Source organism: Sporosarcina sp. NPDC096371, assembly GCF_044762865.1.
Classification (GTDB): domain Bacteria; phylum Bacillota; class Bacilli; order Bacillales_A; family Planococcaceae; genus Sporosarcina.
In genome coordinates, this window is sequence record NZ_JBIWFE010000001.1 from 230,020 (window position 1) to 256,001 (window position 25,982).

21 protein-coding genes, 1 tRNA gene and 2 pseudogenes are annotated in these 25,982 nt (G+C 34.2%); 18 read left to right on the plus strand and 6 right to left on the minus strand.

Annotated elements, in window-relative coordinates; genetic code table 11:
• Positions 1 to 162 precede the first annotated feature (162 nt).
• From ACIQ0H_RS01030 to ACIQ0H_RS01070, 9 genes and pseudogenes are all read left to right on the plus strand, one after another.
• The gene (locus ACIQ0H_RS01030; RefSeq protein WP_403409643.1) at positions 163 to 1,350 is read left to right on the plus strand and encodes a hypothetical protein; all 1,188 of its coding nucleotides are present in this window, start codon (positions 163 to 165) and stop codon (positions 1,348 to 1,350) included.
• On the plus strand, positions 1,298 to 3,214 hold the full coding sequence (locus ACIQ0H_RS01035) for a DEAD/DEAH box helicase (protein ID WP_403409645.1): 1,917 nt from the start codon (positions 1,298 to 1,300) through the stop codon (positions 3,212 to 3,214). Before ACIQ0H_RS01030 ends, ACIQ0H_RS01035 begins: the two co-directional genes overlap by 53 nt.
• Position 3,215: 1 nt before the next feature.
• A complete protein-coding gene (locus ACIQ0H_RS01040; protein WP_403409648.1) occupies positions 3,216 to 4,127 on the plus strand; it encodes a protein NO VEIN domain-containing protein in 912 nt (303 codons plus the stop codon).
• A gap of 107 nt (positions 4,128 to 4,234) precedes the next feature.
• A complete protein-coding gene (locus ACIQ0H_RS01045) occupies positions 4,235 to 8,074 on the plus strand; it encodes a YobI family P-loop NTPase (protein WP_403409651.1) in 3,840 nt (1,279 codons plus the stop codon).
• A 515-nt stretch (positions 8,075 to 8,589) separates the two neighbouring features.
• The gene (locus ACIQ0H_RS01050; RefSeq protein WP_403409654.1) at positions 8,590 to 8,775 is read left to right on the plus strand and encodes a hypothetical protein; all 186 of its coding nucleotides are present in this window, start codon (positions 8,590 to 8,592) and stop codon (positions 8,773 to 8,775) included.
• Positions 8,776 to 9,178: 403 nt separating this feature from the next.
• Positions 9,179 to 9,328, plus strand: a complete 150-nt coding sequence (locus ACIQ0H_RS01055) for a hypothetical protein (RefSeq protein ID WP_403409657.1) — start codon at positions 9,179 to 9,181, stop codon at positions 9,326 to 9,328.
• Between the two features lie 86 nt (positions 9,329 to 9,414).
• Entirely contained in the window at positions 9,415 to 9,588 is a 174-nt protein-coding gene (locus tag ACIQ0H_RS01060; RefSeq protein WP_403409659.1) for an ATP-binding protein, read from the plus strand.
• Positions 9,589 to 9,608: 20 nt separating this feature from the next.
• Positions 9,609 to 9,713: pseudogene (locus ACIQ0H_RS01065) on the plus strand (AAA family ATPase); the annotation flags it as partial.
• A complete protein-coding gene (locus ACIQ0H_RS01070) occupies positions 9,710 to 9,898 on the plus strand; it encodes a hypothetical protein (protein WP_403409662.1) in 189 nt (62 codons plus the stop codon). The pseudogene ACIQ0H_RS01065 and the gene ACIQ0H_RS01070, both read left to right, overlap by 4 nt.
• Before the next feature lie 314 nt (positions 9,899 to 10,212).
• Here ACIQ0H_RS01070 and ACIQ0H_RS01075 read toward each other — a convergent pair whose 3' ends face one another.
• The 3 genes from ACIQ0H_RS01075 to ACIQ0H_RS01085 are packed head-to-tail and all read right to left on the minus strand — an operon-like array spanning position 10,213 to position 13,578.
• Complete coding sequence (locus ACIQ0H_RS01075; RefSeq protein WP_403409665.1) at positions 10,213 to 11,178, minus strand: tyrosine-type recombinase/integrase; 966 nt, start codon at positions 11,176 to 11,178, stop codon at positions 10,213 to 10,215.
• 1 nt (position 11,179) lies between these two features.
• Positions 11,180 to 12,274, minus strand: coding sequence for a tyrosine-type recombinase/integrase (locus ACIQ0H_RS01080; protein WP_403409667.1), 1,095 nt, complete (start codon positions 12,272 to 12,274; stop codon positions 11,180 to 11,182).
• An 11-nt stretch (positions 12,275 to 12,285) separates the two neighbouring features.
• Positions 12,286 to 13,578, minus strand: coding sequence for a tyrosine-type recombinase/integrase (locus ACIQ0H_RS01085; protein WP_403409670.1), 1,293 nt, complete (start codon positions 13,576 to 13,578; stop codon positions 12,286 to 12,288).
• A 543-nt stretch (positions 13,579 to 14,121) separates the two neighbouring features.
• On the opposite strand from ACIQ0H_RS01085, the gene ACIQ0H_RS01090 reads away from it, so the two are divergent.
• Entirely contained in the window at positions 14,122 to 15,072 is a 951-nt protein-coding gene (locus ACIQ0H_RS01090) for a hypothetical protein (protein ID WP_403409673.1), read from the plus strand.
• Between the two features lie 452 nt (positions 15,073 to 15,524).
• Complete coding sequence (locus ACIQ0H_RS01095) at positions 15,525 to 17,111, plus strand: hypothetical protein (protein WP_403409676.1); 1,587 nt, start codon at positions 15,525 to 15,527, stop codon at positions 17,109 to 17,111.
• Positions 17,112 to 17,335: 224 nt separating this feature from the next.
• Here the strand turns inward: ACIQ0H_RS01095 and ACIQ0H_RS01100 are convergent.
• A pseudogene (locus ACIQ0H_RS01100) lies at positions 17,336 to 17,419 on the minus strand (helix-turn-helix domain-containing protein); the annotation flags it as partial.
• A gap of 637 nt (positions 17,420 to 18,056) precedes the next feature.
• Between ACIQ0H_RS01100 and ACIQ0H_RS01105 the strand changes: the two are divergent.
• From ACIQ0H_RS01105 to ACIQ0H_RS01120, 4 genes are all read left to right on the plus strand, one after another.
• Entirely contained in the window at positions 18,057 to 18,722 is a 666-nt protein-coding gene (locus ACIQ0H_RS01105) for a toxin C-terminal domain-containing protein (RefSeq protein ID WP_403409679.1), read from the plus strand.
• Positions 18,691 to 19,275 (plus strand): hypothetical protein, encoded by a 585-nt coding sequence (locus ACIQ0H_RS01110; protein WP_403409681.1) that lies wholly within the window; start codon positions 18,691 to 18,693, stop codon positions 19,273 to 19,275. The genes ACIQ0H_RS01105 and ACIQ0H_RS01110 overlap by 32 nt, the downstream gene beginning before the upstream one ends.
• 697 nt (positions 19,276 to 19,972) lie before the next feature.
• Entirely contained in the window at positions 19,973 to 20,161 is a 189-nt protein-coding gene (locus ACIQ0H_RS01115) for a helix-turn-helix domain-containing protein (protein ID WP_403409684.1), read from the plus strand.
• Positions 20,162 to 20,879: 718 nt separating this feature from the next.
• Entirely contained in the window at positions 20,880 to 22,022 is a 1,143-nt protein-coding gene (locus tag ACIQ0H_RS01120; protein ID WP_403409686.1) for a site-specific integrase, read from the plus strand.
• A 139-nt stretch (positions 22,023 to 22,161) separates the two neighbouring features.
• Here ACIQ0H_RS01120 and ACIQ0H_RS01125 read toward each other — a convergent pair.
• Positions 22,162 to 22,234: transfer RNA gene (locus ACIQ0H_RS01125), tRNA-Val, on the minus strand.
• 128 nt (positions 22,235 to 22,362) lie between these two features.
• Between ACIQ0H_RS01125 and ACIQ0H_RS01130 the strand changes: the two genes are divergently transcribed.
• Positions 22,363 to 23,208: a DNA-3-methyladenine glycosylase family protein gene (locus ACIQ0H_RS01130; protein WP_403412291.1), complete on the plus strand. Its 846-nt coding sequence runs from the start codon at positions 22,363 to 22,365 to the stop codon at positions 23,206 to 23,208.
• A 121-nt stretch (positions 23,209 to 23,329) separates the two neighbouring features.
• On the opposite strand, the gene ACIQ0H_RS01135 is transcribed toward ACIQ0H_RS01130, so the two are convergent.
• Complete coding sequence (locus ACIQ0H_RS01135) at positions 23,330 to 23,473, minus strand: hypothetical protein (RefSeq protein ID WP_403409689.1); 144 nt, start codon at positions 23,471 to 23,473, stop codon at positions 23,330 to 23,332.
• A gap of 144 nt (positions 23,474 to 23,617) precedes the next feature.
• On the opposite strand from ACIQ0H_RS01135, the gene ACIQ0H_RS01140 reads away from it, so the two are divergent.
• Complete coding sequence (locus tag ACIQ0H_RS01140) at positions 23,618 to 24,556, plus strand: Gfo/Idh/MocA family protein (protein WP_403409691.1); 939 nt, start codon at positions 23,618 to 23,620, stop codon at positions 24,554 to 24,556.
• 37 nt (positions 24,557 to 24,593) lie between these two features.
• Complete coding sequence (locus ACIQ0H_RS01145; protein ID WP_403409694.1) at positions 24,594 to 25,982, plus strand: aldehyde dehydrogenase; 1,389 nt, start codon at positions 24,594 to 24,596, stop codon at positions 25,980 to 25,982.

Genomic DNA, 25,982 nt, shown 5'->3' on the forward strand with positions numbered 1-25,982 from the left:
TTAATGTGGATGATCGTACTAGATAATCAACCGTAAATATGAACAATGGTTTGAGAAAAGGAGTTAACGTTTTAGCCTAGAAAGATGAAGATATTTCAGGTTACGAGGTTTCTAAAATGATACATTGCTTTGAAAAACAATAAAAAATGGAGGTTGTTCATTATGTTACAAAATTTATCGAGGAAAGATCGAATTAATCAGTATATTGCTAATAACCCAGATTGTTTACAAGGTAAAAGCAAGTTTAGTTTATTAAACGAATCTTATGATTTAGAAGTGTACAAATTAGACTTAGATTTAATTTATCCAAATGACACAAATGGTAGAATTAGTACTGAAAAAATCGCATTAGAGTTAAAACTTGGTTATAAAATTGAACGGGCGAATCCAAGGCATTATGAACTCCTTACCCAGCTTTTATTACCAGATGATGAAGAAACACGTCAATTACTTCGACAAATGCAAAACCCAGGCCAGATAGATCCAGGTCTAATTACTACGGATGGTCGAATAATAAATTCCAATAGGCGTTATGCTGCTAAAAGGACATTAAATCAATCCACTATGCTCGTAGCTATTCTACCCTCATCATTAACAGAACAACAATTATTTGATATCGAATTTGGTCTCCAAGTTACTGGTGACTATAAGAGGGAGTATAAAGGTATCAACCGATTATTTATGATACGCAAAGCACTTGAATTAGGAAAAAACCATACTAATTTGAAGAAAGATCACAATATTTCTTCGAAAGAAATTACAAGAGGAATGATGGTTCTTGATAAAATTGAACTCTTTCTTGAAGAGATTGATGAAGAAGCTAATTATGGCCTCGTTTCAAATACGCTAGAACACTTTGTTGATTACGTGAAAGAAATTGAGAAAATCGAAGCAAATAATGGAGATTTATATTCAGCAGAAGAAACATTTTTTGCATTAATGAAAATAAATATTGAAGAAACCTCACCAGTGATTGCTCATAAAGATATACGTGACACATTGTTTTATGCATCCATTGATCCTAAAATAGCAGCAGTTTTAACGCGAAACTTGGATAGTGATAATCCGAATGCAAAACAAAATATATTGGATGATGTTGCAATTGCAAAATCTTTAGCCAAAGCGCGGAAAGAAAACGAAAGCATATTAAAAACTATTGAAAAATTACGAAGTCAAATTTCAGGAATCAATGTTACTGAAAGTCAATATATACTAGAAAATCAAGGGCATTTAGTAATTTTAAAAGCTTTAAAGGACTTCGAAAATGATGCTAACAAATTTGTTAAGGAGGTTTCTGATGAAACAAATAAGCAAGTTAGAATTGCAGAAGCAAAAATGGCTAACATTTGAAAAGTCAGATGAGAAGGTAGTTGTAGATATAAAAAATGCTTTGGAGCTATCAAAAGGCATAAAAGTTACAATGTTTACTTCTGCAGGATTTACTTTAAATAAAGATACGTTAGTGTATGAAATGCCGTACACTAACGCGGAAATTAAGTCCGTTTTACCTTTAAAGTCACAGCTTGAAAAACGGGGCTATATTGTAGTAGACCACAGTGGGATACTTGAAAAAGCAATGCATAAACAAGATGAAGTAGAAGAACTTAAATGGAGAATTCAAAAAGCCGGAGAAATCAAAAAAAATCCAACAACTACCAAGCTATCACTGGGACCATTTAAAAGAGATTTGAAAGATTTTCAGCAAAACATTGTGAAGCATAGTATCGTTGCTAAGCATTCAGCAAACTTTTCTTGCCCTGGATCAGGCAAAACAACAATGATTTACGCAACATATTCCCATCAAAAGTATATTGAAAAAGTTGTAAACAAAATTTTAGTGGTATGTCCTATTAATGCTTTTGAAGCATGGGAAACTGAATATGTTAGCTGTTTTAATAATAAGCCCAATTCCATTAGATTAAATGGACAGAATCGTAGACGCGGCTATGATACAAAAAACGATTATGAATTATATTTAATTAATCATGCTACATTAACAAATGACATAGATGAAATCATTAGACTATTGAAAAGTGATAATTTTATGCTTGTACTTGATGAAAGTCACTATGTAAAGAATTTTTCAGAACAAGCTACTTGGGCAAATAGTGTTCTAAATATATCATCGTTTGCAAAGATAAGATTAATTTCAAGTGGAACCCCAGCTCCAAATAGCGAATATGATTTTTGGAGTCAGTTCACGTTTTTAATGGGGACAGATGAGATTTTAGGAAATCGAACACGTTATATGACAAATATGAGTAACGATTACTCTAAGCTTCAAGTTTTAGAAACAATAAATTCCTTAAGTCACCGTGTTACAAAAGGTGAATTAGACTTGCCGAAAACTATATTCATACCTGAACCCGTTGAAATGGCCCCTATCCAAAAACGCTTATATGAGTTGATAGCAAATCAAATTATTGATGAAGTTTCAAATTTAAATGTGAGTGACACAAGTATATATTTATCAATATGTCGGGCGCGACTAATTAGGCTTCGTCAAATAAGCTCAAACCCAGCTCTATTAATTGAAGCTATATCAGAAATTCAATTAAATAATTCATCTATTGATAACAAAACACTCTACAGTCAGATAGTAAATTATCCCGATTTAGAAATATCTAGTAAAATAGCTAAAACAATTGAAATTGCTACTCGATTAATTAAAGATAAAAAACGTGTAGTAATTTGGTGTGACTTCGTATTAAACATTAAATATCTATATGAATATTTCACTAAAAATAATATAAAGACGTTTCATGTTTTTGGTGAGATTCCGAAAGAGGCTACGGATGAAGTTGGTGATGTACTAACTCGTGAAGGTCAGATAGCCGCATTTAAAGAAAATGAAGCAAGTATCCTAATTGCAAATCCTCAGACTATGGCGGAAGCTGTTTCACTTCACCATGAATGTCATTCAGCTATTTACATGGATAGAAGTTTCAATTGCGCTCATTGGATGCAATCAAAAGACCGAATCCACAGAGTAGGATTACCGGAAAATACTTTAACGGAATATTATATCATTCAAAATGAAAACTCAATAGATGAGGTTATTAATCAAAGGTTAAATGAGAAAGAAACTGCTATGAACCGGATTTTGGCTAATGAAATTCCTGTTGCTACAGGCGAATTTAATGGGAGAGACTTTGGTGAAGAAGACGATTTCTTAGCTGTACTTGCTCATTTAAAACAACTAAGAGGTGAGTAAAATGGGGATTTTCCAAGAAATGAATTGGAGTTTGCAAGAGATTGGTTATTTTGAAATGAGAAATAATCAGAATATTACAGAGCGGTATCTTCAAAAGATACTACAATCGAATACTTTATTAACGTCAAAGAATCTAATGGATCATCTTATTGCTTACAATTTAATAATCATAGATGAAGATAAAGATAAAGATAAAGAAATACGTCTGACATTACAGGGGAGCGAATGGTTTAGAACCAGAAGGGATTCGTACGATTTGTCCCCTAAGCAAATGGAAATATGTGCACTTTCTTTTATAAAGCAGTATATAAACTTAGCTAATGAATGGTTTGGGATACTTGAGTCGCAAAATTTATCAATCGAACGTAATCTTCTACCATATCACTTGCAACAGTTTACCGAACATATGCTAACACTAAATATCGTAAGTGAGAGGCTTGGTTCTATTATACTGAATAAAAATTCGGCTGTTTATGAAGAGTATCTATCTTCAAATATGATGAGTGAAGACGAATTATTAATTGCACTTGAAAAACAAAAATTGCTTGGGGAGTTAGCCGAGAAAATTGCTTTTGATTTTGAAATTAATAGGTTAAAGAATGCTGGCCTTGAAAAGGAAAGTATTTTATGTAGGTTAATATCAAAAGAAAACGTTAAAGCAGGGTATGATATTAAATCATTTACAAATTCTGTAGAGCAGCATAATCGTTTCATTGAGGTGAAAGCTATTGATAATAATGGTATTTACCTTTCTGTTAATGAAATGTTAACCGCTCAGCGATTGGAGGAAAATTACTTTTTGTATTTGGTCAATACAAAAAGTAAAAGTGTTGATATTATTCAAAACCCAATATTAAATTTAGATAATTTCTTTTCAAAAAAAGAAATTATGTGTATCCGATATACCTTATAAAAGCAACAAACAATCACGATCTTTCACAGTAGGGTAATTTAAATTATGCTGATTTTCAACTTGTTCTTTATGTGTTTTTAATTAATAAGGATAAGGAGAGGTTCTTTATGAATACTGAGGAAAATATTAATCTCGAGAATTTTGAAACATTATTGCCGGACATTAGTGAGAAAGAAAGCAAAAAAACTTATCTTGCTACACTAGAATGGGCATTGAAAAATGAATCTATAAAAAACCTAGCAATTACAGGTGCATATGGTTCTGGAAAAAGTAGCATATTAAAAACATTTTGGAAAGATTTTAAGAAAAAAGAAGAAGTGTTAGAAATATCAGCAGCGACTTTTAATGGAGATGAAAAATTCTTAAGAACACGGGTATCTACAGATGTTGAAGGAGATGGAGAAAAAGAGGATGATAACGTTAGTATAGAAAATGTCCTCGAGCAAAATATAATGCAGCAGATGTTTTATAAGGTAGAACCGGATAAAATTCCTCTTTCTAGATTTAATCGAATTCAAAGTGAAAGTAAAAGTGAAGTGTCAATAATAATTGATATTACTTTATATTTATTAACATTTTTATTGATCTATTTTTCTTTTAAATATAATTGGATTCCTAATTTATATATAAATATCATTAATGGAGATTATAATTTTAGTACTAGCTTAATATATATCTTCATATGTTCGTCAGGTATAGTGTTTACTGTATTTGTTGTATTTAGGGCTTTGCAGGGGATCAAAAATTTTCGCTTAAGTACACTTGGAATTGGTAATACAACAATCGAATTAAATACTGATAACAGTAATACTGTATTTAATAAATATTTAGATGAAATAATTTACTTTTTTAAACAGACAAAGTTTAATATAGTCGTTTTTGAAGATTTGGATAGATTTAATAACTTGTTAATATATGAAAGACTGCGTGGATTGAACCATCTACTAAATCAATCTGATGAATTGGTTGATAGGAATATCGTCTTTGTATATGCATTAAGAGATGATATTTTTTCGGAAACTGATGATTTTCAAGAAGTTCAAAATCGAACAAAGTTTTTTGATTTTATTATGCCGACGGTCAGAATTATGCATTCTTCAAACTCGGAAAGTATCCTTCAGACTAAACTTAAGGGGTATATTAAAAGTGAAGATGCCGCAATACAAAATGACGGGCTTTCTGCGAAAGTTTTGACAGATATATCATTATTTATAAATGATATGAGAATATTAAAGAATATCTGTAATGAATACATAATATACCGATCTGCATTAAAGCAATCAGGCATATTACAAGACAAGCTTTTTGCCATTATAGTATATAAAAATATCTATCCTAAAGATTTTTCTGATTTACTAAATAGTAAAGGAAATCTATATAATTTAATAAATTCAAAGAAAAGTTTGCTAGTTAAATATAAATTAAAGTATGAAGAAGAGCTAGAAGAATTAAAAAAAATCTTAATCCAAGTTAATAATGATTTTGCAGATAGCCTAGATGAATTAGTGATAATATATTTAAGAAAAATAAATCTATTAGAAGTAGATTATTATTTGCAAATCGGAAATTCAACATACCAAATTAGTGATAAAAGTTCTATGCATGAATTTTTATTAAAGATTATAGAAATCAGTTCGTCAAAACCAAATATTATAATTCGTAGATCAAATTACAATATAACTACCTTGAATTTTAATGATTTTTGCACTGCTAATGAAACTAGTGTTGATATAATAATAAGAGCTAAAGCAATATTGAATAAAAAGGATAATAAAGTTGATTCTATCAATAGAAAGATTTCAGAAATTAATAGGTGCTTATTAGAACTGAAAACTCTTAGTTTCTCAGAGTTAGTTCGGCAAGCTAATGATATGTTAGATTTTGATTTTGAAAATAGGGAATTATTAAAAGCATTAGTCCTGCAGGGGTGGATAGACGAGGATTATGATGAATATATAACCTACTTTTATGAAGGGGCATTGTCAAAAGAAGACATAATCTTTTTGAGGTCTGTAAGGCTAAATAATCCGCTGGATTTTGATTACAAATTAAAAAATGAAAACGAGGTTCAAAAGAAATTAAGTAAAGAACATTTTTTCACAACTGCAATATTAAATTATCAGTTACTTACTTATTTGCTAGACATTGAACAAGAAGATTACATGCAAAAGAGGAATTACCTAATTAGTTTTATTAGTAAAGATATTTCTTTGAATTTTGATTTTATATCAGGGTTTATAGAGAATAGTATTGAAAATACTAATTTGATTTTAACGAAGTTTATTAAAGGGTTATCTGGGAGTAATAGTTATTTATGGAATGATATGAAGTTGAATATTAACGACAAAGATAAGGAAATTCAGTTTTTTTTATTGCTTTATAATTCCTTATCAGCAGAAGAATTATCATTATTAAATAATAATAGTAATTTAACTCATTTTATTGAGCAGTGTAGTGACTTTTTGTCTTGGTGGGGAAACCCAGATATTGAAAAACTCAAACAACACTTAGAAATCTTAAATGTAAGATTTACAACTCTAGATTATGTCGAAAATAAAACCGAACTCATTGACATGATAATTGAAAATGATTTCTATGAACTAACTAGTGAAATGATTAATACACTACTACAGAATACCGGAGAGATAAATTACGACTTAATCCTGGAGAATCCCTCAGAAGCTTTAAAAGTTAGGATTGAAGAAGGAATAAATGAATTTATATTAAATATATTATTAGTTCAATCTAGTTATCATGAGCCAAATGAAATGTTTTTGATTTTGTTGAACCATACAAGATTGGAAGAACAATTAAAGCTGAAGTTAATAGAAAAGTGGAGTGGAAGGATTACGGATATTAATGAAGTCAAATCTGAGGTTCTTTTTGAAAAAATCTTGGAAAGTAATAAAATGGAACCTGTTTGGATAAATATATGTAGGTACTATTCTGCCTTAGAAGAAGGTGAAAGTCTAGAATTACTTCAGTCATTCTTAATACATTCGGCTAACTTTGAACAATTCGTTATTGATACTGAACAAACAAATTGCGAAGAAATTGAAGAAGATTGTTTCCAAGGCATTCTCAACTTAATATTAGCTTCCGAAGACATAGAACATGATCAATTGCTAACCTTAATTGGAAATGTAAGAAGGAAGGTCATTTTGAGTAGTCCGGATTCAATTGGAGTGGAGAGATATGCATTCTTAATAGAACAGAATATATTATCTTGGAATGAAGATATATTAGAACTTTTAAGAAGTAAAAGTATAAACTTAGCGCTGAATTACTTTATGCTTAATAAGGAATCACTGAGTTATGAAGAAATTAATTCATTAATCATCAATTCAAAAATCCCCTGGAATAAAGATGTTTTTGATTATTTAATTGATGAAAGAGATGAAAAGGAAGCGTATAAATATATAACATCATTTAAAGATAATCGTTTTATTGAGAAAATTGCAGAAGTTGAATTCGATTCATTACTTGTTTTAGATGTTTTACGAGACTTAGACATTTCCATGGAAATAAGATTGGATTTAGTAAATAGTTTGGAAGCATTAGATATTCCTTTAGAGGGTGATATTAAAAAATGGCTTCTTGAAATATTTAGAAATGAAGGCTTTGAGTTCGTGAATAACTTTTTAAGTAAATCAATAATTGAGCAGCAGTATCTACCGTCATTAGAAGAACAAGAAAACATTGCTTTTATTCTTCATGGGTGCATGAAAAATTATAATTATTCTAGTAATGAGATTTATAGACTTTTATCTGAGTTGTCCGAACCGTTCTCGTTATTGAGCATACCTAGTAGAAGAAATATAGAATTCAAAAATTCCTCAGATACTTTTAAATTGTTGCATGAATTAGAGGAAAAACAAATTGTTGCAAGTGTCCAAATCAAAGGCGATTTCTTGCATGTTAATAATAAAAGAAATATTATGTATTGATATTTAAATATTTTATTATTACGTTTTCTGATTTGTGTAAATGCAACGAAATTATCTTTATGTTAAATGGTGCCAAATTGAGTCGTAACAAGCATTACCAAATATCATTTCATTCTATACTTTACTCAGAGCTTACTTAATATCAGTAGGCGTTAGATATAACTAATTACAGCCGCAGGAATGTACCACTTGTGACATCTTTTTAACCGCGGAATGCCAAAAGATTTACCAGATAACGCGACCTATGTACCAATACACTGAAATGCACGTCAGTTGGGGAGAGAAACGATTTAACAGCATAACCACAAAGCAATATGTGCAGTTAATAACATGCCACCGAGCCTCCACGGGTGTGAGTCCTAAGCCAGGAAACCAGCAACATAAGCCGGTTTGTCCCGTCAAGGCTATCATGCCCGCCACTCGGTGTAAAGTAAGCGTCAGATACTCTCCCACCTTCTAACCCCTTTCGTGTTATGTGATAATCACATTAACATCAATGGTTAGGAGGTTTTTTCATGACAAGAGACGAAAGCCGTGCCGATGGCACGCACGGATTGAAGCATTTAAAGCGAGTGGTAAATCTAGCGTCGCAGCCCGGTTTGCTACAAATAATATCTGTGTTCAAAGTATGTATACTTGGCTCAAAAAATATTGGCGAAAAACAGATACTACACTACGGTCCAACAGTGGGTTTCGTTTGATACACTTGCTCCGAAAGTGATGACTGCCACGAGAATGTACCACCTCTGTCATAGTTTTTTGTACCAGCGTTTGCCACGAATTGTACCACCCATTGCCAACGTGGTTACCAGTGCGCTGGGAAGGCAGGCCGGGTGGGGAGTGAGTGGGTTTAACAGTACGACTACAAAGCGACATGTAGCCGGTTAACAACTTGACACCGAGCCTCCGCAGGCATGAGTCCCTAGCCAGGAAACCAGCATTATGTGCTGGCTAGTTCCGCCAAGGTTATCATGCCTGCCACTCGGTGTAAAGTTGTGAGTTCATATATCTGTACCCCAGTCAGCGTGTGGTAAATGTCTGGCATCCTCTGGTACATTTGTTGTCAATCAGTGGTAAGAAAGATGGCATTGGTGGTACATTCCGTTGGCAGTAATCACTCCGAAAGCAAGTATACCTACCCAATTGAGACTGGCATTAGGTGTTGTTTCCATCCAAATCGAAGAGGGGTTCAACCCGACACTTTTGGGGGAAGTACTACAGGTACTTCAAGCGGATTTTAGACAGGAAAAATAAGCGCAAGTCAAAAGATAGTAATCCAATTATTCAACATGAAAAACACGGCTTTACACTTGGGCTAAATATTCTGGAGGGGGAAGCAAATGATGAACCAAGAAACGTCGCGTAAATTAACCGAAATGAAAATGGGAGCCATGGCGGAACTTTATCAACAACAGGGCCAGAACAAAGACTATCGAGCAATGGATTTTGATGATCGCTTCAACCTCCTGGTTGACTATGGATATGATTGTCGAAAATCCAACGGCGGCCATTGAAGACATTTAATTTCATCCGGATCGCAGATGCGATACTCGACCGAATTGTGCATGATTCTTATAAGATCCTGGTTGCAGGGGAAGTTTCGATGATAGAAAGTCATGGTTTGGGGGTTAGGGGATGATTCCAGAGGAAATAGAAAATCGTATCGCTACTTATTATTTTCACAGATACTTGCCTGATGAGGTAATGGAGATAGTAGTAAATGGATTACTAACTCGTTGTCTTAAGTCTGAGGATGAGGAAATAGATGTGGATGAAATAGTTTTTTTGGCTATTCACATCATAGATCAAGGATTAGATCGTTAATCATTTCGATAAAGAACGCAAACAGCCATTGCAACCCCGGTTTCAATGGCTGTTTCTACAACTTCATCTGACCCGTGGCTCACTTGTCTGCAATACTCACTTTCCTTTTATTATATCAATCTAGCATTCCGAATGTCATCTCACCAGATTCGCGTAAGGACCGTTTTACACTTGAAAAATACATTCAAGAAAGCTTTCAGCTTGATCCGTTTTCCCAAATTTTGATTTTTTTTTGATGCAAGGCACTTTGCGTTGAGTATCCAAATTAATTGCGAATCGCTTGAAATAACTTACCAAGCAAAAAACTGTTAAGGTCATATCTTTCCTTTTAAATAATCTGTAATTATTTGATTTTTAGGCATATTGAAGTTTTTGTTTCTTACATAATGTGGATTAATATACCCCTTAGTTGTACTTACACTTTTGTGACCTAGCATTTGCCGAATGATATCTAAAGGTGTACCCTGATCTGCCATTAGAGTTGCAAAAGAGTGTCTTAATGCATGTACAGTAACTATAGGTAACTTGGCAAAATCTAAGTATTTTTTCAATAATTCATTCACATCTTTGCTAGTATATTGTTTTTTATTATCTTTCATGAATAAATAGTCTGAATGCTGCCTATTGCGCTTTTGTGTGTATTTTTGTATTTCATATCCCGTTCCGGGTCTTAGGAAAATTATTTTCTCATCTTTTTCTTTAGTATTTAATATAAGAAATGAACTATTTTCATAATCAATAACGTTGCATTTCAGATTAATAATTTCTGAAATTCTAACACCTGTTCCAATTATAATTGTAAACAAAAGAGCGTCTGTTATTAGATCATCTGAATGAGTAGTAATCGAGTTTAATAACTTTAAAATATTCCCTCTTGTTAAGATTTTCGAGAACTTTTTTTTCGGTAAATAATCTTTGAGTTGAAATTTAATATCGATTAAAGGGTTAGCTAGACTATAATTATTTTCGAGAAATTTGAAAAAACTCATTAATGATTTATAATTGTCTTTAAGTACATTAAAACTTTTATTATTCAAGGATAAGAAGTAATCGTCGATTATATCACTATTTATTGGCGAATATTTAAGTGGTTTTCCGGTGGAATCTTTTAATAAATACACTTTATCTAAATAAATGTCTTTTGTATTAGTATTCATTTCAGTTGATAAAAATGAAATGAATTTTTTTAAATAAAAAACGTAAGTTGTAATTGTAGATTTAGCTAATCGAACATTTTTTTTATAAATTTCAAGCTCTTCAAGTACTGTTCTCATTTTCATTCTAATCCTCGTTAATTGTATTTAATAGAATTTCAAAGGGGAATGGGAAATTGTTGGTGATTGCATCTCTTAAATCTTCACCACGCAATTTTGTATAAATCATTGTCGTTTTCGGGTCAGCATGCCCTAAAATTTCTGTAATAATATGTTCTTTTATTCCTTTCTTTAAACAAGAAACAGCAAATGTATGTCGGAAGGAATGAGGCGTTATGCTTGAGAGCTCAGGTATGAATTTACGAATCCTCTCAACTAAATACTCAATAGTTCTAATAGGGATTTTCCTCTTTCTTATAATTCCTTCATCTCGAGCAAATAAAAATCCATCACATGCTGGATCCCAAACTTTCATCCGACTTTTTTGTAAATATAGTAATATTTCTTCCTTTAATTCCGGGAACATAGGTATAATTCTGTCTTGGTTCCTCTTACTTTTAAAAATATAGATTAAATTGTTTTCTACATCAAAATCTTTCACTTTAATATTTGAAACTTCGCTTACCCTACAACCTGTCAATAATAAAAACATAATCATTGCTCTGCAACGATAGGGTTTTGAAAATCTTTCTACGATCTTTAGTATTTCAGGTATTTGGTCTTCTTTTATATAACGAGGAAGTAATGAAGTCTTTTCAATTGTGAATTTGTGACGAATGTCTTTATTTGTATAATCCATTTCAAAAGCAAATTTTAAAAGGCTTTTCATTATAGCGTTATATTTATTGATAGTTCTAATGGAATACGGTTTATTTTTTTCATTACTATGAGTGATAATTTCATTTAAGATAACTTCATTAAGTTCGTTAATTTTTAAGTTTGGATTGTTGTTTATTAAGTATGATTTCACTCTTAGTAAGAAGTTATTATAAGTTTTCCATGTCTCGACAGAACGTTTATTTATACTAACCATTTTTTTTAGATATTCTTGGTATTTCTCAATTACATAAATTGCTTCTTTTCCTTCATTGGAAGGAAAAGGTTGAATGTTAAATTCATTATTGCCTTTTGCATCAAGAAAATTTAATAAGGATTTTTCAGAAATGCCTAGTTGGCTACAAATATCTTCGATTGACATATTTATCGATTTCTCAATTACCATGACGGCCTCCGTTAAAATAGTTTTATTTTTAAAAAAACTTCTTTCATCTTGTTAATATCCCTAAAGAAGTAATATTTTGTAGAGATTAAGTGTTTATGGCCAACGATTTCCCTTAATTGTTCGATAGTATTTTCATCATCATTAAGTGCATCAGTAATAAAAGTGTGTCTTAGGGTCTTAGGAGTAAATCTGATTTCTTTAAACGTTTGATGATTGTATTTTCTGAACAGTCTAGTGATAAATACGCTGTCCATTTTTGTTCCTGTAGGAGACAAAAATAATGCCTCTGTATTATCAAGGGGGTGATAATTTTTTCGGATTTTTAAGTACTTTTCGATAAATGAAAGTGTTTCTTTTGTAAGAGACAACGTTCTTTGAAATGATTTTTTACTTTTTAGGATGATTAGTTTTTCGTGGAAATAAATATCATCTATATTCAAATTTACAACCTCAATTGGCCTGCATCCTGTGTTCAATAGTATTAGAATGATTGAAATATCCCTTAAAACATCGTTTGATGTTTCGAAAACTTTATCCATTACTAACAGGACATCATGAATATTAACGTATTCATTACTTCTTTTCCCGGTTTGAAACATTTTATTAGGAATGTTGTAAATAAAACTAATTTCTTTTTTTGTGTGTAAATAATTTGTGAATAGTCTCAATGCTTTTAAATATGCATAAGCAGTATTAAGTGCAATTTTTTCTAATAAAACTTTTTTATTTAAATGATCCTCAAATTGATTAATTTTTGCTAGCCAAAATTGATTACTGTTTTGAATATCGGAATTATAGGCTGAATACTTCAGAAAATATTTAACGCTTGTAATATAATATTGAATAGTAGTATTAGAATAATTTTTGTTTTTCATGTAGTCTTTAAAATTTGAAAGAATTGGATAGTTATTTCGGATTTTCCTTTGTGGTTTTTTAACCGTTTGAGGAGTTCTATAATAAATTTTTGTTATCTCTTTTTTGGTGAGATACCGGCAAAGTGCATCTAGAAAAATTAGAATAGAGGCTGCATTCGATTTTTCAAGGTGGTTATTGGTAGTTAAAAATTCGACTTGGTCCTGAATTTTTAAAACATGATTTATTTGTAATTTTTTTAAGTTGATATTCTTGTTTTTGGGGAATAAATCTTTTTCTTTTAAAAACTCTTTGTAAAAGAACTCAACTAATGGTTCGATTTCATTTTGTTCAGATAAATGATTTTCCTTTAAAAATTCTTCAATAACTTTCCTGAAAGGTTTATCGTAAAAGTGCACAGATGAATTATTAACATTTTTTCTTAGTTCCATTACTACTCTCCATTCATTTTGGATTTACTTTCAGGATACGGACTAATTAATTTCTACTTGAATTAAATATTGCTTTTGTCTATAATAATTGTGTAGAAGAATCCACAATTATTAGATAACCTCAACCAAGCGGCAGAGGAGTTTTTTCAAAAGCGCTTTTGATAAGTGTTCAAACGATAACCCGAGAAGGGATTCGTATGTCCATTTATCAAAAGTGCTTTTTGCATTGGCATAAAAAGATAAATGGGTGATTTTTCGAAATTATTTTCGAACATCAATTCATCCTATTTATTTCCATGTTCTTAGAGGTTTATACTACAAACTTGCGGGGAATTTAAGTTCCTCGCAACTTTAGAGGAGGGTTTAAATGAAAAAGATTCTTTATTTTGAACGGAAATGGCAGCCACAAGTCTGGTTGAACCGTGGTTTGCTGCTTTTCAAAGTATGGTTTTAAATTAGTGAGCTTAATATCGTGGTCGAAATATCGACCACAGAACATTTGTGCATCTCTAAGTTCTAATCTTATAATCAGGTGATTCTAAGATGATGAAAACTGAAGAGGAACGCTTATGTGATCTTATAGGGAAATTTAATAGTGGTGAAATTAGTCTAAAGGAATATAGCAAAGAGAGAGGGATAAGCCCAACGGAAAAATTGCCGAGGTTGTATGAGTTTAAGCGAATCGCAATTGATTATCCGGATATGTTAAATTTGTTTTTAGCTTATACTTCAATTGGTATCCGCTGTATGGTTATGAAAGTCATATTTGATTTAAATGATAGGCAGATACAAGGGATTTTTGGTACTTCAAGGCGTACAATTGGTGATTTCATAAAATTAAACCTAACAATTAATGGTGATACTAATGCTGAATCACAACGGAATTTCTCTTCGAAAACAATTCGTGAGTTGTCCTTCATTTTCGATTTACCTTTTCGTTACCTTTCGGATGCACAAACACGATATAATATGATTCCTTCATTCGATGAATACGAAAGGGAAGAAATGGAGACGACTTCATTAGAAAAGTTAGTGGAAGATACACTTGAATATATGTCGCGGGATTCAATAACTAATAGAAAAATATTTGGAATTAGATTAGAAAATGATTTATTTAATAATGAATTGAAATATAAAGAAAATTATATTTATACTCGTGTTGATATAAGAGAAAAGTTTTTTACAGTTGAGATGCATCTAAGTTTTGACACAATAATTAGGTATCAGGTAATAGATAAGATCAAGAGATTCATAAAAGTGAAATGTGAAATTTATTATAGTAATGCTTTTTTGAGAAATACTCGTAAGTTATGCATTTTAATTTCTATCGATGATTCTTATATGCCTGTTCTTCCTTATTTAAATGAAAATGTGCTAATAGACAATTTGATGTTTTGCAATGATTGGAGGATAAAGAAGGAGGATATGAAGGACGGGGGAAACCACGAACAACATTTAAATAATAAAAATCGTCAAAAGCCTCAAAGGAGTTAGGGAATGTTTAAAGGAACTAGCTGTCCAACTAAGTATGTCTAACTGATAATCGGGATTGTCATCCTGTAAATATTCTTTATTAATCAGTAAGCTCCCTATTAGAGGGAGCTTTTTTAATGAATGCACCGGGAAAAACAATAAAATCACATCATATGGTGTGGTTTTTTTCGTTTCAAAATCTAAAATGTGAAATGAGTTCCCACTATATGTTCACGAGTCATTGAGCAACGTTTTTGGTCCACTATTTTTCTCTTTCGAATTTTGGTATAAAAATTTTAGATGATGGTGTTTATAAAATAAAAAAAATAGCCATAAACCCTTATTTTCCACCCATCCGCGAGGGGTAGAACGGAATGTTCGGATGACTCAGTTTTTAATACGTGCCATAATTATACTAACAGTAAATATTCATTGTAACTTTTTTTATCATAAGAATAGGGGAAGTGATTGTATTGCCAAAAAAATTATCTTTTGAATTTGTTAAGAACGCTTTTAAGGACCGTGGTTATGATTTGTTAGATGAGGAGTATATATCTAAAGATACTCCTATGAGATATGAATGTCCTAAGCATCCAGATAAACAAACTAAAATAAGTTATAACTCTTTAAGAACCGGAACTATTTGCTGTTATTGTAGTAGCGAAAAACGTTCAAGGGTGCTGCGGTTACCCTACGAAGAAGTTGTTAAAGAGTTTCATAAAGCTGGATATAAGCTTTTATCTACAGAATATAAGAACAGTAGTATTAAACTTGACTATCAGTGTCCTCGACATCCAGAGTTAAGCTTGAGTATGTCATTATCAAATTTGAAAAGCGGGAAAAGGTGCAAGGCTTGTAGAAACCTGGAAGCTTCAGTGCGCAAAATGACTCCATTTGAAGAAGTAAAAAGATTATTTCAAGAAAAAGGGTTTGAATTATTAGAAACTAGCTACAGCGGTAAAGGAAAGCTAAGGTACAAATGCCCAAAGCATCCTGACAAGTTCAACAGCATTACTTTAGCCCACTTAAAGAATAAAAAATACGGATGTCCATATTGCGCCAGGGTGAAGATTGACTTTGAGGATGTGAAGAAAGAATTTGATGGAAGAAATTGTCAGTTGATAGACAGTGAATATGAAAATGACAGAAAAAAATTATCCTTCCGTTGCCTTTTTCATCCTTCAGAAATTTTGAAAATATCATATGATAAATTTCGTTCAGGGCAGAGGGGGTGCAGTTTATGTTCGAATAGATTTCATGCATCATATGAAGAAGTAAAGCAGATTTTCGCAGAACGCGGTTACCAACTATTGGAAACGAATTATACAGATAGCGAAAAGAAACTAGCATATATCTGCCCCTATCATTCAAATAAATATTTATCTATCTCATATCAAAAATTAAAAAGTGGTAGGGGGTGTAGGTACTGTGCTGCACAACAAAAGGCGGCCAAATTCAGGTTATCCTATAGTGAAGTAAAGTCTGAATTTGAAAGAAGAGGATATAAATTAATAGAATCAGATTATGTAAATAATACAATCCAAATGAGATACTGCTGCAATAACCATTTGGATATTGTGTCTACAATTTCGTTTAAGGATTTTAAATCAGGTAAAGGGTGTCCTTATTGTTTTAATGATCAATATACCGGGGAAGGTGGATCCGCAGCTTGGAAAGGAGGGATTTCCTCAATTAATGGATTTTTACGTGCAGAGCTAAAAGAGTGGATAAAAGACAGTTTAAAAGAAACTAATTATAAATGTGCAATTACTCTGCAAGGGGGTAAGTTGGAAGTTCACCATACTAAATCGTTTAAAGAAGTAAGAGACGAAGTACTGGAAGAGTTAAATTTTCACAAAAAGAAATATAGATACCAATTTAGTCAAAATGAATTAAATGAAATACTAGCGAGATTCAAAGAAAAACATTATGACATTATTGGAATACCTTTGAAGCCACACATTCATAAGCTTTTTCATAAAGTTTATGGAAGAAATGATATTACAAGTAAAAATTTCGATGAGTTCAAGAAACGTTATATTAATGGTGAGTTTTTATAAGAAATGTTTGTGATATTAAATTTCCGCAATTCCTATCTTTATAATTCACGTCCCAGGTGAAAACTAAGATTATTCATTATAAATTGCATAAACAAAATATCCCCTACCACTATGAAGTTGGCCAGAGTGAGGGGGATTTTGTTTGAATACTTTAAAAACGGAATAATCATAAATGTGTCTGTCCCATTTTACGATTGATTACTTGAAATTATCTCTCCACCAAATCACTTACGTTCCAAATAGCGATAGATGGTTGTTCGAGAAACACCCCATCGTTCGGCCACATATTTGATTGGTGTGCCTTCATCATTTTTATATCTGTAAAAGACAGATGGGTATGAAAAGTTGAGAACGTTGTTAACAGACGATTACACGTATTGGTCCGAAAAAACCATCGAGAGCCTTGATTTTGCCTCGATTGCTAGGCGAAAAAGAGGGTATGTGTGTGCATTTAGTTCAGAGGATGATTTTCTAGCTAACCCGACTAAATGATTTTTGAAAAACGCCTGAAACCATTGATGCTATTGGGTTTAGGCGTTTTTATTTGTTTTACGGTTGGACCGGAAAGTATAGCTAACCCGAAGATATACCAAGGGGTTCGTTTCAGCGGAGCTAGCCTCACATATAAACTACAATAATTTAGGGAGGTATATCTGTGCATTCAGCACTGTTAGAGAATAGAAAGCATTGTAACAAAAAAATATGAAAATCGATTATTTATGGAACATAATAATGTTTAACCCCCTCTATATATGTAGTAGGTTGGCATGTGAATTAAACAAATGACTTCATGATTGGATGAAGTCATTTGTTTCTTTTATTTACACCCAAAGAAGAAAAGTAATATTTTATTCGACAAAATGATACATAATACCCTTCTTTTAGGGAAATTTGTATGTGATAATCAATATTGGCTTTAAAGTAAATATTTGGAGGTAGTTATGAATGGAAAAGATGAAAAGAGTTGTTACGTTATTAAGTCTTTTAGTTTTATTCAGCACCACTATTTTGGTTCCTTTAGCAAGTGCGGAAGAAAGAGAGGTTCTAACTTCTACCGAGCTTAACCAACTGGAAAAGAACCCACAAAGTGAGCTTACTGAGTATGATTTGAAAGTACTCGAAATAATAAAAGAGATAGAGTCATCCGATGAAGGAGTTTTATTAGAAGATTATCAAGGAGATGATATATATACTACTTATGGAGTCATAACGCCAGGTAAATATGTCATCCCGGGTATTGGAACAGTTATGGTACTTGTAACAGGTGCTGTTATTATTGGAGATGTGATGTGGCAAGCCACTACTTCAGTTGCAAAGAATATCATAGATTTACTTTTTTCTAAAGCTGAACCTATATACAAGACAGATGGAGAAGCAAAAAAAGCCGCAGACAAACTAGGATATACTAAAGTAAATGAGACATGTAAAGATGGTGTAGCTATTTTTAAAAAGGATAAAAAAACCAAAGTTGGACCTGGTTTTATATCTCGTGATTTAGATAATCATTCTGGTGTTGGAGCTTGGAAAGGCGGCTCTTCAGCAAAAAACATCTGTTCTAAAACAACAAGGAGTGGCACATATGACAAAGACCTTAACCGTGTCGGCGACTAAATTCATTAATACTAAGTCCGGAGTTCTACTAACTGAACCGTGGGGTTCTACAATGTATTTTAAATCACCGATGGAAAATCGAGTTAGATTCGCAACAGATTATTTTAGAGAAGTTCGAGTAAAAGGAATTCAAAAGTTTATCAATTACCTTACATTAGATGAACCAACAGTCGATCTTTTTATAACTCTAGGATGTAATAGAAGAAATAAATACATCTCTAATAACTTATCAAAGCGCATCCGGTTGACTAATTGGAAGGAATACAAGCTCACTAGTGAAGAAATTGATTTTGAAAAGGGCTTTGGCAAAATTGCTTTAATAAAAGATGTTTCAGTAAATGATTTGATGTTATATACAACAGATGTACTTCTCTATAAAAACGAACGCGCCTCCAATGCTTTATTAATTATTGTCACGAGTAAGTTTCTAATCCATTTCGGACCGAGTGGGGACGTAATCAATATCATTTCCGCAGACCCTAAGAATATTGATAACATAAAAATGAATTATAAAGGTATTTTTGACACTATTTTCGATGCACCTTTAAGCTGAAATCAGAAATCAAATTTTATAATGGGTACAAGATAGTTAAATAAAGTGAAAGGAAGCCTTTACCTTGTAAAGGCTTCCTTTTTCATATCGTAAATGGGCATAATTTATAAGTTATAATGACGATTGCAAAAAATTCAGCATGAGAGTGATGAGTAACAAACGCATTGGTATTTTTGGCGCTTGCTTATATATAATCACCAAATTGATCTGATTTCCAAGAGTGGATTGCATGACGTTCTTTCTCGAATATCTTATCTAAGTAGATCATGGTTGTATCAATTTTCTCATGCCCCAAGCTACGCATAATATCATAGTTAACCTGAATTAGTGATTTTTAAAAAACGCCTGAAACCCTTGATGTATATAGGTTTTAGGCGTTTTCTATTTTTCATGTTTGGCTTGGAAAGTAGTTCTAACAGGTAAATAACAAAAAAGACCTTTTTAAGTTAGCTCTTAAAAGGTCTTTTTGTTTTAATGATTTTTTGTATCTGGTCGATTTATCGACCAGATGAAAAGAAATGAAATATATAGGGAGTCTTTATAGAGATCAATTAAAGGAGGTTTTATTGTGAAAAAATGTGAAGAGAGTAATCCGAACGTCAAAGAACAAGAAAATAAAGCTAAGGCTTTGGAGTTAATTGAGCAATGGTTACGAGAACTTGAGAAGGACAGTGAAAGCTCATAAGGTGATATTCCAATGAAGAAAAATGACATTGACTCTTATCCAATCGTATTAACCGCAGTTGATATTAGTGAAATCTTACAAATATCTAAGCCTAGTGCTTATGAACTTATGAAGCGAACTGATTTTCCTTTGATAAAAATTGGGAGATGTAAACGGGTGTTAAGAGATCAATTCTATTTATGGTTGTCCAATCATAAATAGAATACTGGCCATTCTGTCTCTTGCAAAAACGTAATACGAGGATTGCAATTGCAACTACACAATGTTGCAACTTAAGATGGAGCCTCTGCGGGCATGAGTCCAAGCCAAGAAGTCAGTTATATCAAGAGCTGGCTTCGCCTGCGAAGGCTATCATGCCCATCACTCCATATAATGTCGCAACGCCAAGTTTGGTGATTATTGCGGATGAAAAGAGCCACCATTTGCGGAATAGTGAGCCACAGCGTAGCTGCTTGCCATTGACTATAACGCTCGATTCTTTGCAGACACTGGAAGGGGACGGGGCCCCGCCGGTGATTGCTTAGAATCGATTTGTCCGTGTTATCATATTTGAGCAGGTGTGCCTCTAAGGCATTATTTATGCAACGCCTGCGATAGTTCTACTACACGGACAAAGTTATAGTCAATGGTGGTGGCGGACTACCGCATTTGCATTACCTTAGGCGTGTATAGGGGTCTTTTGATAGTGGCTCTCTTGCCCGTAAACAGTGGCTCATTCTGTCCGCAATACTATGTACTTTCATTTTGCGCTACCCACATTCGACACTAAAAGTGGATTCTTAAGAAATCTATGTTTTTTTCTAATATCTAAACTACCAATATAGTATTATAAAAAGTTAAATAAGTGGCCAGAATGTTTAATAGACCACTTGTTTACTTTTCTGTGTGCAAAATAAAAAGTGTTGGAGGTAAGTGACAAATGGCGCACATTAGAAAAAGAGGCAAAACTTATTCTTATACCATTGATTTAGGTAGGGACCCCGTCACTGGTAAACGAAAACAAATAAATAAGGGAGGATTTATAAGGAAAAAAGACGCTGAAGCCGAGGCGCGTAAAATTGAATCCGAAATGGATGATAATAAATATATTGAACCAAGTAAGGAGATTTTTTCGGAATTCGCGGGCGATTGGTTTTATGGGCATTATCAAAATAGAATTAAGAAAACGACTGTATCAAACAGGGCGTACCTTATGGAGAGGCATATCCTACAAAATAATCTATTTTCAAATAAAACCATATCAAAAATTAAGGCATCAGATATAGATGCTTTTTATAATCAGAAAATACAGGAAAAATACAGTACAAGTTATATCCGCCAAATGCATCAACTTTTGAATCAGGCATTTAATCAGGCGGTAAAATGGGGGAAAATCGCAAGTAATCCTATAACTGATACAGATCCGCCGGCAGTAAATTATGGGGAGATGTTCATTTGGTCATTCGATGAAATTCATCAATTTCTAAATGCTTGTAGGGGTGAACGGCATTATTTGACATTCTTGCTTGCGATTTATACCGGAATGAGGAGAGGGGAAATACTTGGTTTGAAGTGGAGCGATATTGATTTTGATAATAAGAAAATTTACGTCAAAAGATCTTTAGCTCATATTCCAGGTCACGGATATACACTTACTACGTTAAAAACTAAAAAGTCGAAACGTCAAATTCCGATTTCTGAATTTGTTTTAAATGAACTTAAGGTGCATAAGAATACACAATATGGATGGAAAGAGTTGATTGGAGATTTATATGAGGATCAGGATCTTGTGATTGGTACGAATGAGGGAACCATGCAAGATCCACGAAATGTAAACCGGGTCATGAAGCGGCTGATAAAAAAAGCTGGAGTGAGGGAAATTCGATTTCATGATATGCGGCACACGCATGCTTCTATCCTAATATCAGAAGGAATTGATATCGTTAAAATATCGAATCGACTTGGACATGCGAATCCTAAAATCACGTATGAATGCTACGCCCACTTATTACCTAACTCAGACAGTGACGTAGCTGATATATTTCAAGATGCGATTCAAAATCATACAAATGATAAGAAATAACATCCAGAAGATAAATGGCGGACAAACGGCGGACAAGACACAAAAAACACAACAAAAAAGACGTCCAAGCGCAGTGGCTCAAACGTCTTTTTGTTCAGAAAACCTTATACCTAAAAGTTTTCTACGGAATGAAACATTATGGTCCCAGACGGGCTCGAACCGCCGACCCCTACCTTGTCGAGGTAGTGCTCTCCCAGCTGAGCTATGGAACCTGGGAAGTTATTGTGTGCGACTGCTTACTGCACATTTACTATTATAGCTAATCTATAAAAGAAGTCAACACTTTTTCAAAAGTTTTTTTAAAAAAGGTATAATAAAAGATAAAAAGGGAGTGTTTCTTATCGATAGACAAATTGAGTTACCATTCGTTTATGATTTTGACCGTGCGCTTGAAAGACTTGCGGCTAGTCCTGTAAATGCGGTTGATTGTGCTCAGCGAATAATCCGTATTCCGATGGCAGAGGGGAATGTTGTGACATTGCGGGGAACGGGGACGGTGCAGCAACCTACTTTCGAAATGCAAGGGGTGTTAGACGATATTCAGCTGGACGAAATTAAATCAATCTTCCACTTCGACAGACCACTTGATGGGATTCAAGCCCATTTTGTTGGAACGGATTTGGAACAGCTTTTTATTGACCATGAAGGGACTCCACTTATTAAAAGTTTCTCGTTATATGGGGATCTGATGACAAGTATTATCCATCAACAACTCAATTTATCATTCTCGCACACGCTTACGCAGCGTTTTGTGGAATCATTTGGAGAGCAAGTAGACGGAGTTTGGTTCTATCCAACGCCAGAACGGATCGCATCATTGGATGTTTCAGAGTTACGTGACCGGCAATTTAGTACACGTAAGGCGGAATATGTGATTGGTTTGTCACGATCAATTGCATCGGGGATATTGGACCTCGAGCAGTTCAAACGAATGGATGATGAGGAAGTGGTGGCTAAGCTGGTGGCATTCCGTGGAGTCGGTCCTTGGACGGCGCAAAACTTTTTGATGTTTGGGCTGGGGCGCTCGAATTTATTCCCTTTGGCGGATATCGGATTACAAAATGCGTTGAAAAAGTTATGGGGAATGGATCGCAAGCCGACAAAAGAGGAAATGCTTGCTCGTTTTCCAGATTGGTCACCGTATTTGAGTTACGCGGCCTTGTATTTGTGGCGTAGTATTGAGTGAGGGGTGTACGTTCCTCGAAAAAAGATACATAAAAACAACAGCTTTTCCGTAATTACATGGGAAAGCTGTTGTTAGGGTTCACTTGAAATAGGTATCATCGTCGCTGTACATTCACTCAATATCAGTGCGGAAGCTCCTGTATGCGTTCTTCGTCATTAAAATAAAGAAAATTTTCTTCGTCGAGTTCGGTTAACCGTTCTTTATTTAGGCCGAGTGAAAGATTTCCTTCAAAGATTGTTTCCCACCAAGTTTCTGTTGTTGTCATGACTAATTCCTCCTCTATAATCTTTGTTGTTTGAACATTCTTTTTCCCTGAATGTTATAATCTTAAACATGGAAGGCCGAAAAGAATCATAGGGCATATCCTTTTCACCTTGACTTACTCAATGCCAATAAAGGGGTTAATCCAATGAAAAAAACTACATTTGCTATCGTCGGGACAGGTATCGTCGGCGAGCGCATCATCAATCAATTACGAACGTGTACTGAGGCGTCGATCGTTGCGTTGTTTGACGAAAACGACAAGCGTTTGCAAGAAATGGCGGATACATATGGACTGTATGCGGCATCCTCTTATGAAGAGGTACTTTCCCTAAAACCGGACTGGGTCTATATCGGTACTCCACCTATTTCACATGCGACGCTGAGTCAGCAAGCAATCGCTCATGGACTGAATGTCCTTTGTGAAAAGCCGCTTGCTCATAATGCGGAAGATGGATTAGTCATGGCGACAGCAGCTACGAATAGCGCGAGCCGGACGGCAATGCATTTCCCATTGCTTTACAGTCCATCTGTCAGGCATATGATGAAGCTAGTTGAAGAAGGTGCGATTGGTAAAATCGTTCGTGTCGAATTACAAACGCACTTCCCACATTGGCCACGTGTGTGGCAACAAAACCCTTGGATTGCTTCGCGCGAACAAGGTGGTTTCACACGTGAGGTATTTCCGCATTACTTTCAGCTTATGTACAGGATGTTTGGTCCACTAACGATCACTTCCCATGAAACCGCTTATCCTGAAGATGAAGCGCTTGCAGAAATAGGTGTCTTAGCAATCGGTAAAACAGGGAGTGACATTCCATTCTTGATAAACGGCGTTTCAGGGGTTGGTCAACAAGAAGAACTGTCTTATACAGTATATGGAGCAGAGGGTGTTCTAAAACTGCGTAATTGGTCGGAACTTAGCGTAGCACAAAAAGACAGTCCTTTTGAAATATTGACTTCCTTCGATACTGTGGATTCATTGACCCAGGAATGCATTGCGGCCGCTAATGGTGCGGAAGCATTACTTGTTTCGTTCGATGAAGGACTTGAGGTCCAAAAGCTTATTGACCATTTGCTGGATTAATGGTAGAGGATTAAATGAAAGAAATGGAGGGATTTTCATGAGGTTTACAGCACAAGGCGTGGAGTCGATGATTGTCGAGCAACAAAGCTTCTATTTTACAGGGGAGACGAGAAGTGCAGATTTTCGTATTGCTATGCTGTCGAAACTGAAAGAAGCTATTCTATTGAATGAAGAGGCTATCACGGAAGCGCTCCATAAAGATTTACGGAAGAGCCCTTTTGAATCGTATGTGACGGAAATCGGTTTAGTACTTTCAACTATCTCACATATGATCAAACATGTGACGGAGTGGATGGAACCGGAAATCGTCAAGACGCCTATCCATTTACAACCGGCTAAAAGTTTTATTGTCCGTGAACCATACGGATCCGTGCTTATTATAGGTCCATTTAATTACCCATTTCAGTTAGTGATGGAGCCGTTAATCGGTGCGATTGCAGGTGGCAATTGTGCGATTGTCAAACCGTCAGAGGCTGCCGTTCATACGGGAGCAGTAATAAAGAAAATGTTAGAAGCGATTTATCCTCCGGAATTCGTTCGCGTCGTAGAAGGAGAGCTAGAAGAAACAGCAGCCCTCATTCATGCATCATTCGATTATATTTTCTTTACGGGCAGCGTGGCTGTTGGAAAAGTTGTCATGAAAGCGGCTGCGGAACGATTGACGCCAATTACACTTGAACTCGGAGGGAAAAGTCCAGCGCTTGTCGATCAAACAGCAGATATCCTTAAGGCTGCTGAACGAATTGTATGGGGTAAGTTCGTTAACAATGGACAAACCTGTGTTGCGCCCGATTATGTCCTGGTCCATCACGCAGTTAAAAACCAGCTCGTCAAAGCAATGCGTGCGGCGATTCGAAAATTTTATGGGGAAATGGTTAAGAGAAGTCCAGATTACGGCAGAATCATCAATGATAAGCATTATAGCCGACTATTGAAAATCCTTGAATTGGATCGTGCTTTCGTGATCTATGGGGGAGATGTTGACCGTGATGATTTGTATATAGAACCGACATTGCTTGACGGAGTGTCGTGGAATAGTGCGTCCATGCAGGATGAAATCTTTGGACCTATCTTGCCGATTTTGACATACGACAATCTGGGTGAGGCTGTACACCGTATCCGTAAATTGCCGAAACCGCTTGCTGCCTATATGTTTACGGAAAATGAGCAGGCTTCGGCGTATTTTATTGATCAATTACCATTTGGTGGTGGTTGTATAAATGATACGATTACTCATGTTGGGAATATGAATCTGCCGTTTGGTGGGGTAGGCTCTTCCGGTATGAATGCTTATCATGGAAAATATAGTTTTGACACGTTTACACATGCGAAATCAATGATGAAAAAAAGCACCAAGATTCCAATGAAAATTGCTTACCCACCTTACGGTCAAAAATTGAAATTAGTAAAGCCGCTCATCCGATAA

Bases quoted from the DNA above. Each gene is read 5' to 3' on its own strand.
- ACIQ0H_RS01030 (WP_403409643.1), top strand. From the start codon at position 163: ATGTTACAAAATTTATCGAGGAAAGATCGAATTAATCAGTATATTGCT.
- ACIQ0H_RS01035 (WP_403409645.1), top strand. From the start codon at position 1,298: ATGAAACAAATAAGCAAGTTAGAATTGCAGAAGCAAAAATGGCTAACA.
- ACIQ0H_RS01040 (WP_403409648.1), top strand. From the start codon at position 3,216: ATGGGGATTTTCCAAGAAATGAATTGGAGTTTGCAAGAGATTGGTTAT.
- ACIQ0H_RS01045 (WP_403409651.1), top strand. From the start codon at position 4,235: ATGAATACTGAGGAAAATATTAATCTCGAGAATTTTGAAACATTATTG.
- ACIQ0H_RS01050 (WP_403409654.1), top strand. From the start codon at position 8,590: ATGACAAGAGACGAAAGCCGTGCCGATGGCACGCACGGATTGAAGCAT.
- ACIQ0H_RS01060 (WP_403409659.1), top strand. From the start codon at position 9,415: ATGATGAACCAAGAAACGTCGCGTAAATTAACCGAAATGAAAATGGGA.
- ACIQ0H_RS01070 (WP_403409662.1), top strand. From the start codon at position 9,710: ATGATTCCAGAGGAAATAGAAAATCGTATCGCTACTTATTATTTTCAC.
- ACIQ0H_RS01075 (WP_403409665.1), bottom strand. From the start codon at position 11,178: ATGAAAATGAGAACAGTACTTGAAGAGCTTGAAATTTATAAAAAAAAT.
- ACIQ0H_RS01080 (WP_403409667.1), bottom strand. From the start codon at position 12,274: ATGGTAATTGAGAAATCGATAAATATGTCAATCGAAGATATTTGTAGC.
- ACIQ0H_RS01085 (WP_403409670.1), bottom strand. From the start codon at position 13,578: ATGGAACTAAGAAAAAATGTTAATAATTCATCTGTGCACTTTTACGAT.
- ACIQ0H_RS01090 (WP_403409673.1), top strand. From the start codon at position 14,122: ATGATGAAAACTGAAGAGGAACGCTTATGTGATCTTATAGGGAAATTT.
- ACIQ0H_RS01105 (WP_403409679.1), top strand. From the start codon at position 18,057: ATGGAAAAGATGAAAAGAGTTGTTACGTTATTAAGTCTTTTAGTTTTA.
- ACIQ0H_RS01110 (WP_403409681.1), top strand. From the start codon at position 18,691: ATGACAAAGACCTTAACCGTGTCGGCGACTAAATTCATTAATACTAAG.
- ACIQ0H_RS01115 (WP_403409684.1), top strand. From the start codon at position 19,973: ATGAAGAAAAATGACATTGACTCTTATCCAATCGTATTAACCGCAGTT.
- ACIQ0H_RS01120 (WP_403409686.1), top strand. From the start codon at position 20,880: ATGGCGCACATTAGAAAAAGAGGCAAAACTTATTCTTATACCATTGAT.
- ACIQ0H_RS01135 (WP_403409689.1), bottom strand. From the start codon at position 23,473: ATGACAACAACAGAAACTTGGTGGGAAACAATCTTTGAAGGAAATCTT.
- ACIQ0H_RS01140 (WP_403409691.1), top strand. From the start codon at position 23,618: ATGAAAAAAACTACATTTGCTATCGTCGGGACAGGTATCGTCGGCGAG.
- ACIQ0H_RS01145 (WP_403409694.1), top strand. From the start codon at position 24,594: ATGAGGTTTACAGCACAAGGCGTGGAGTCGATGATTGTCGAGCAACAA.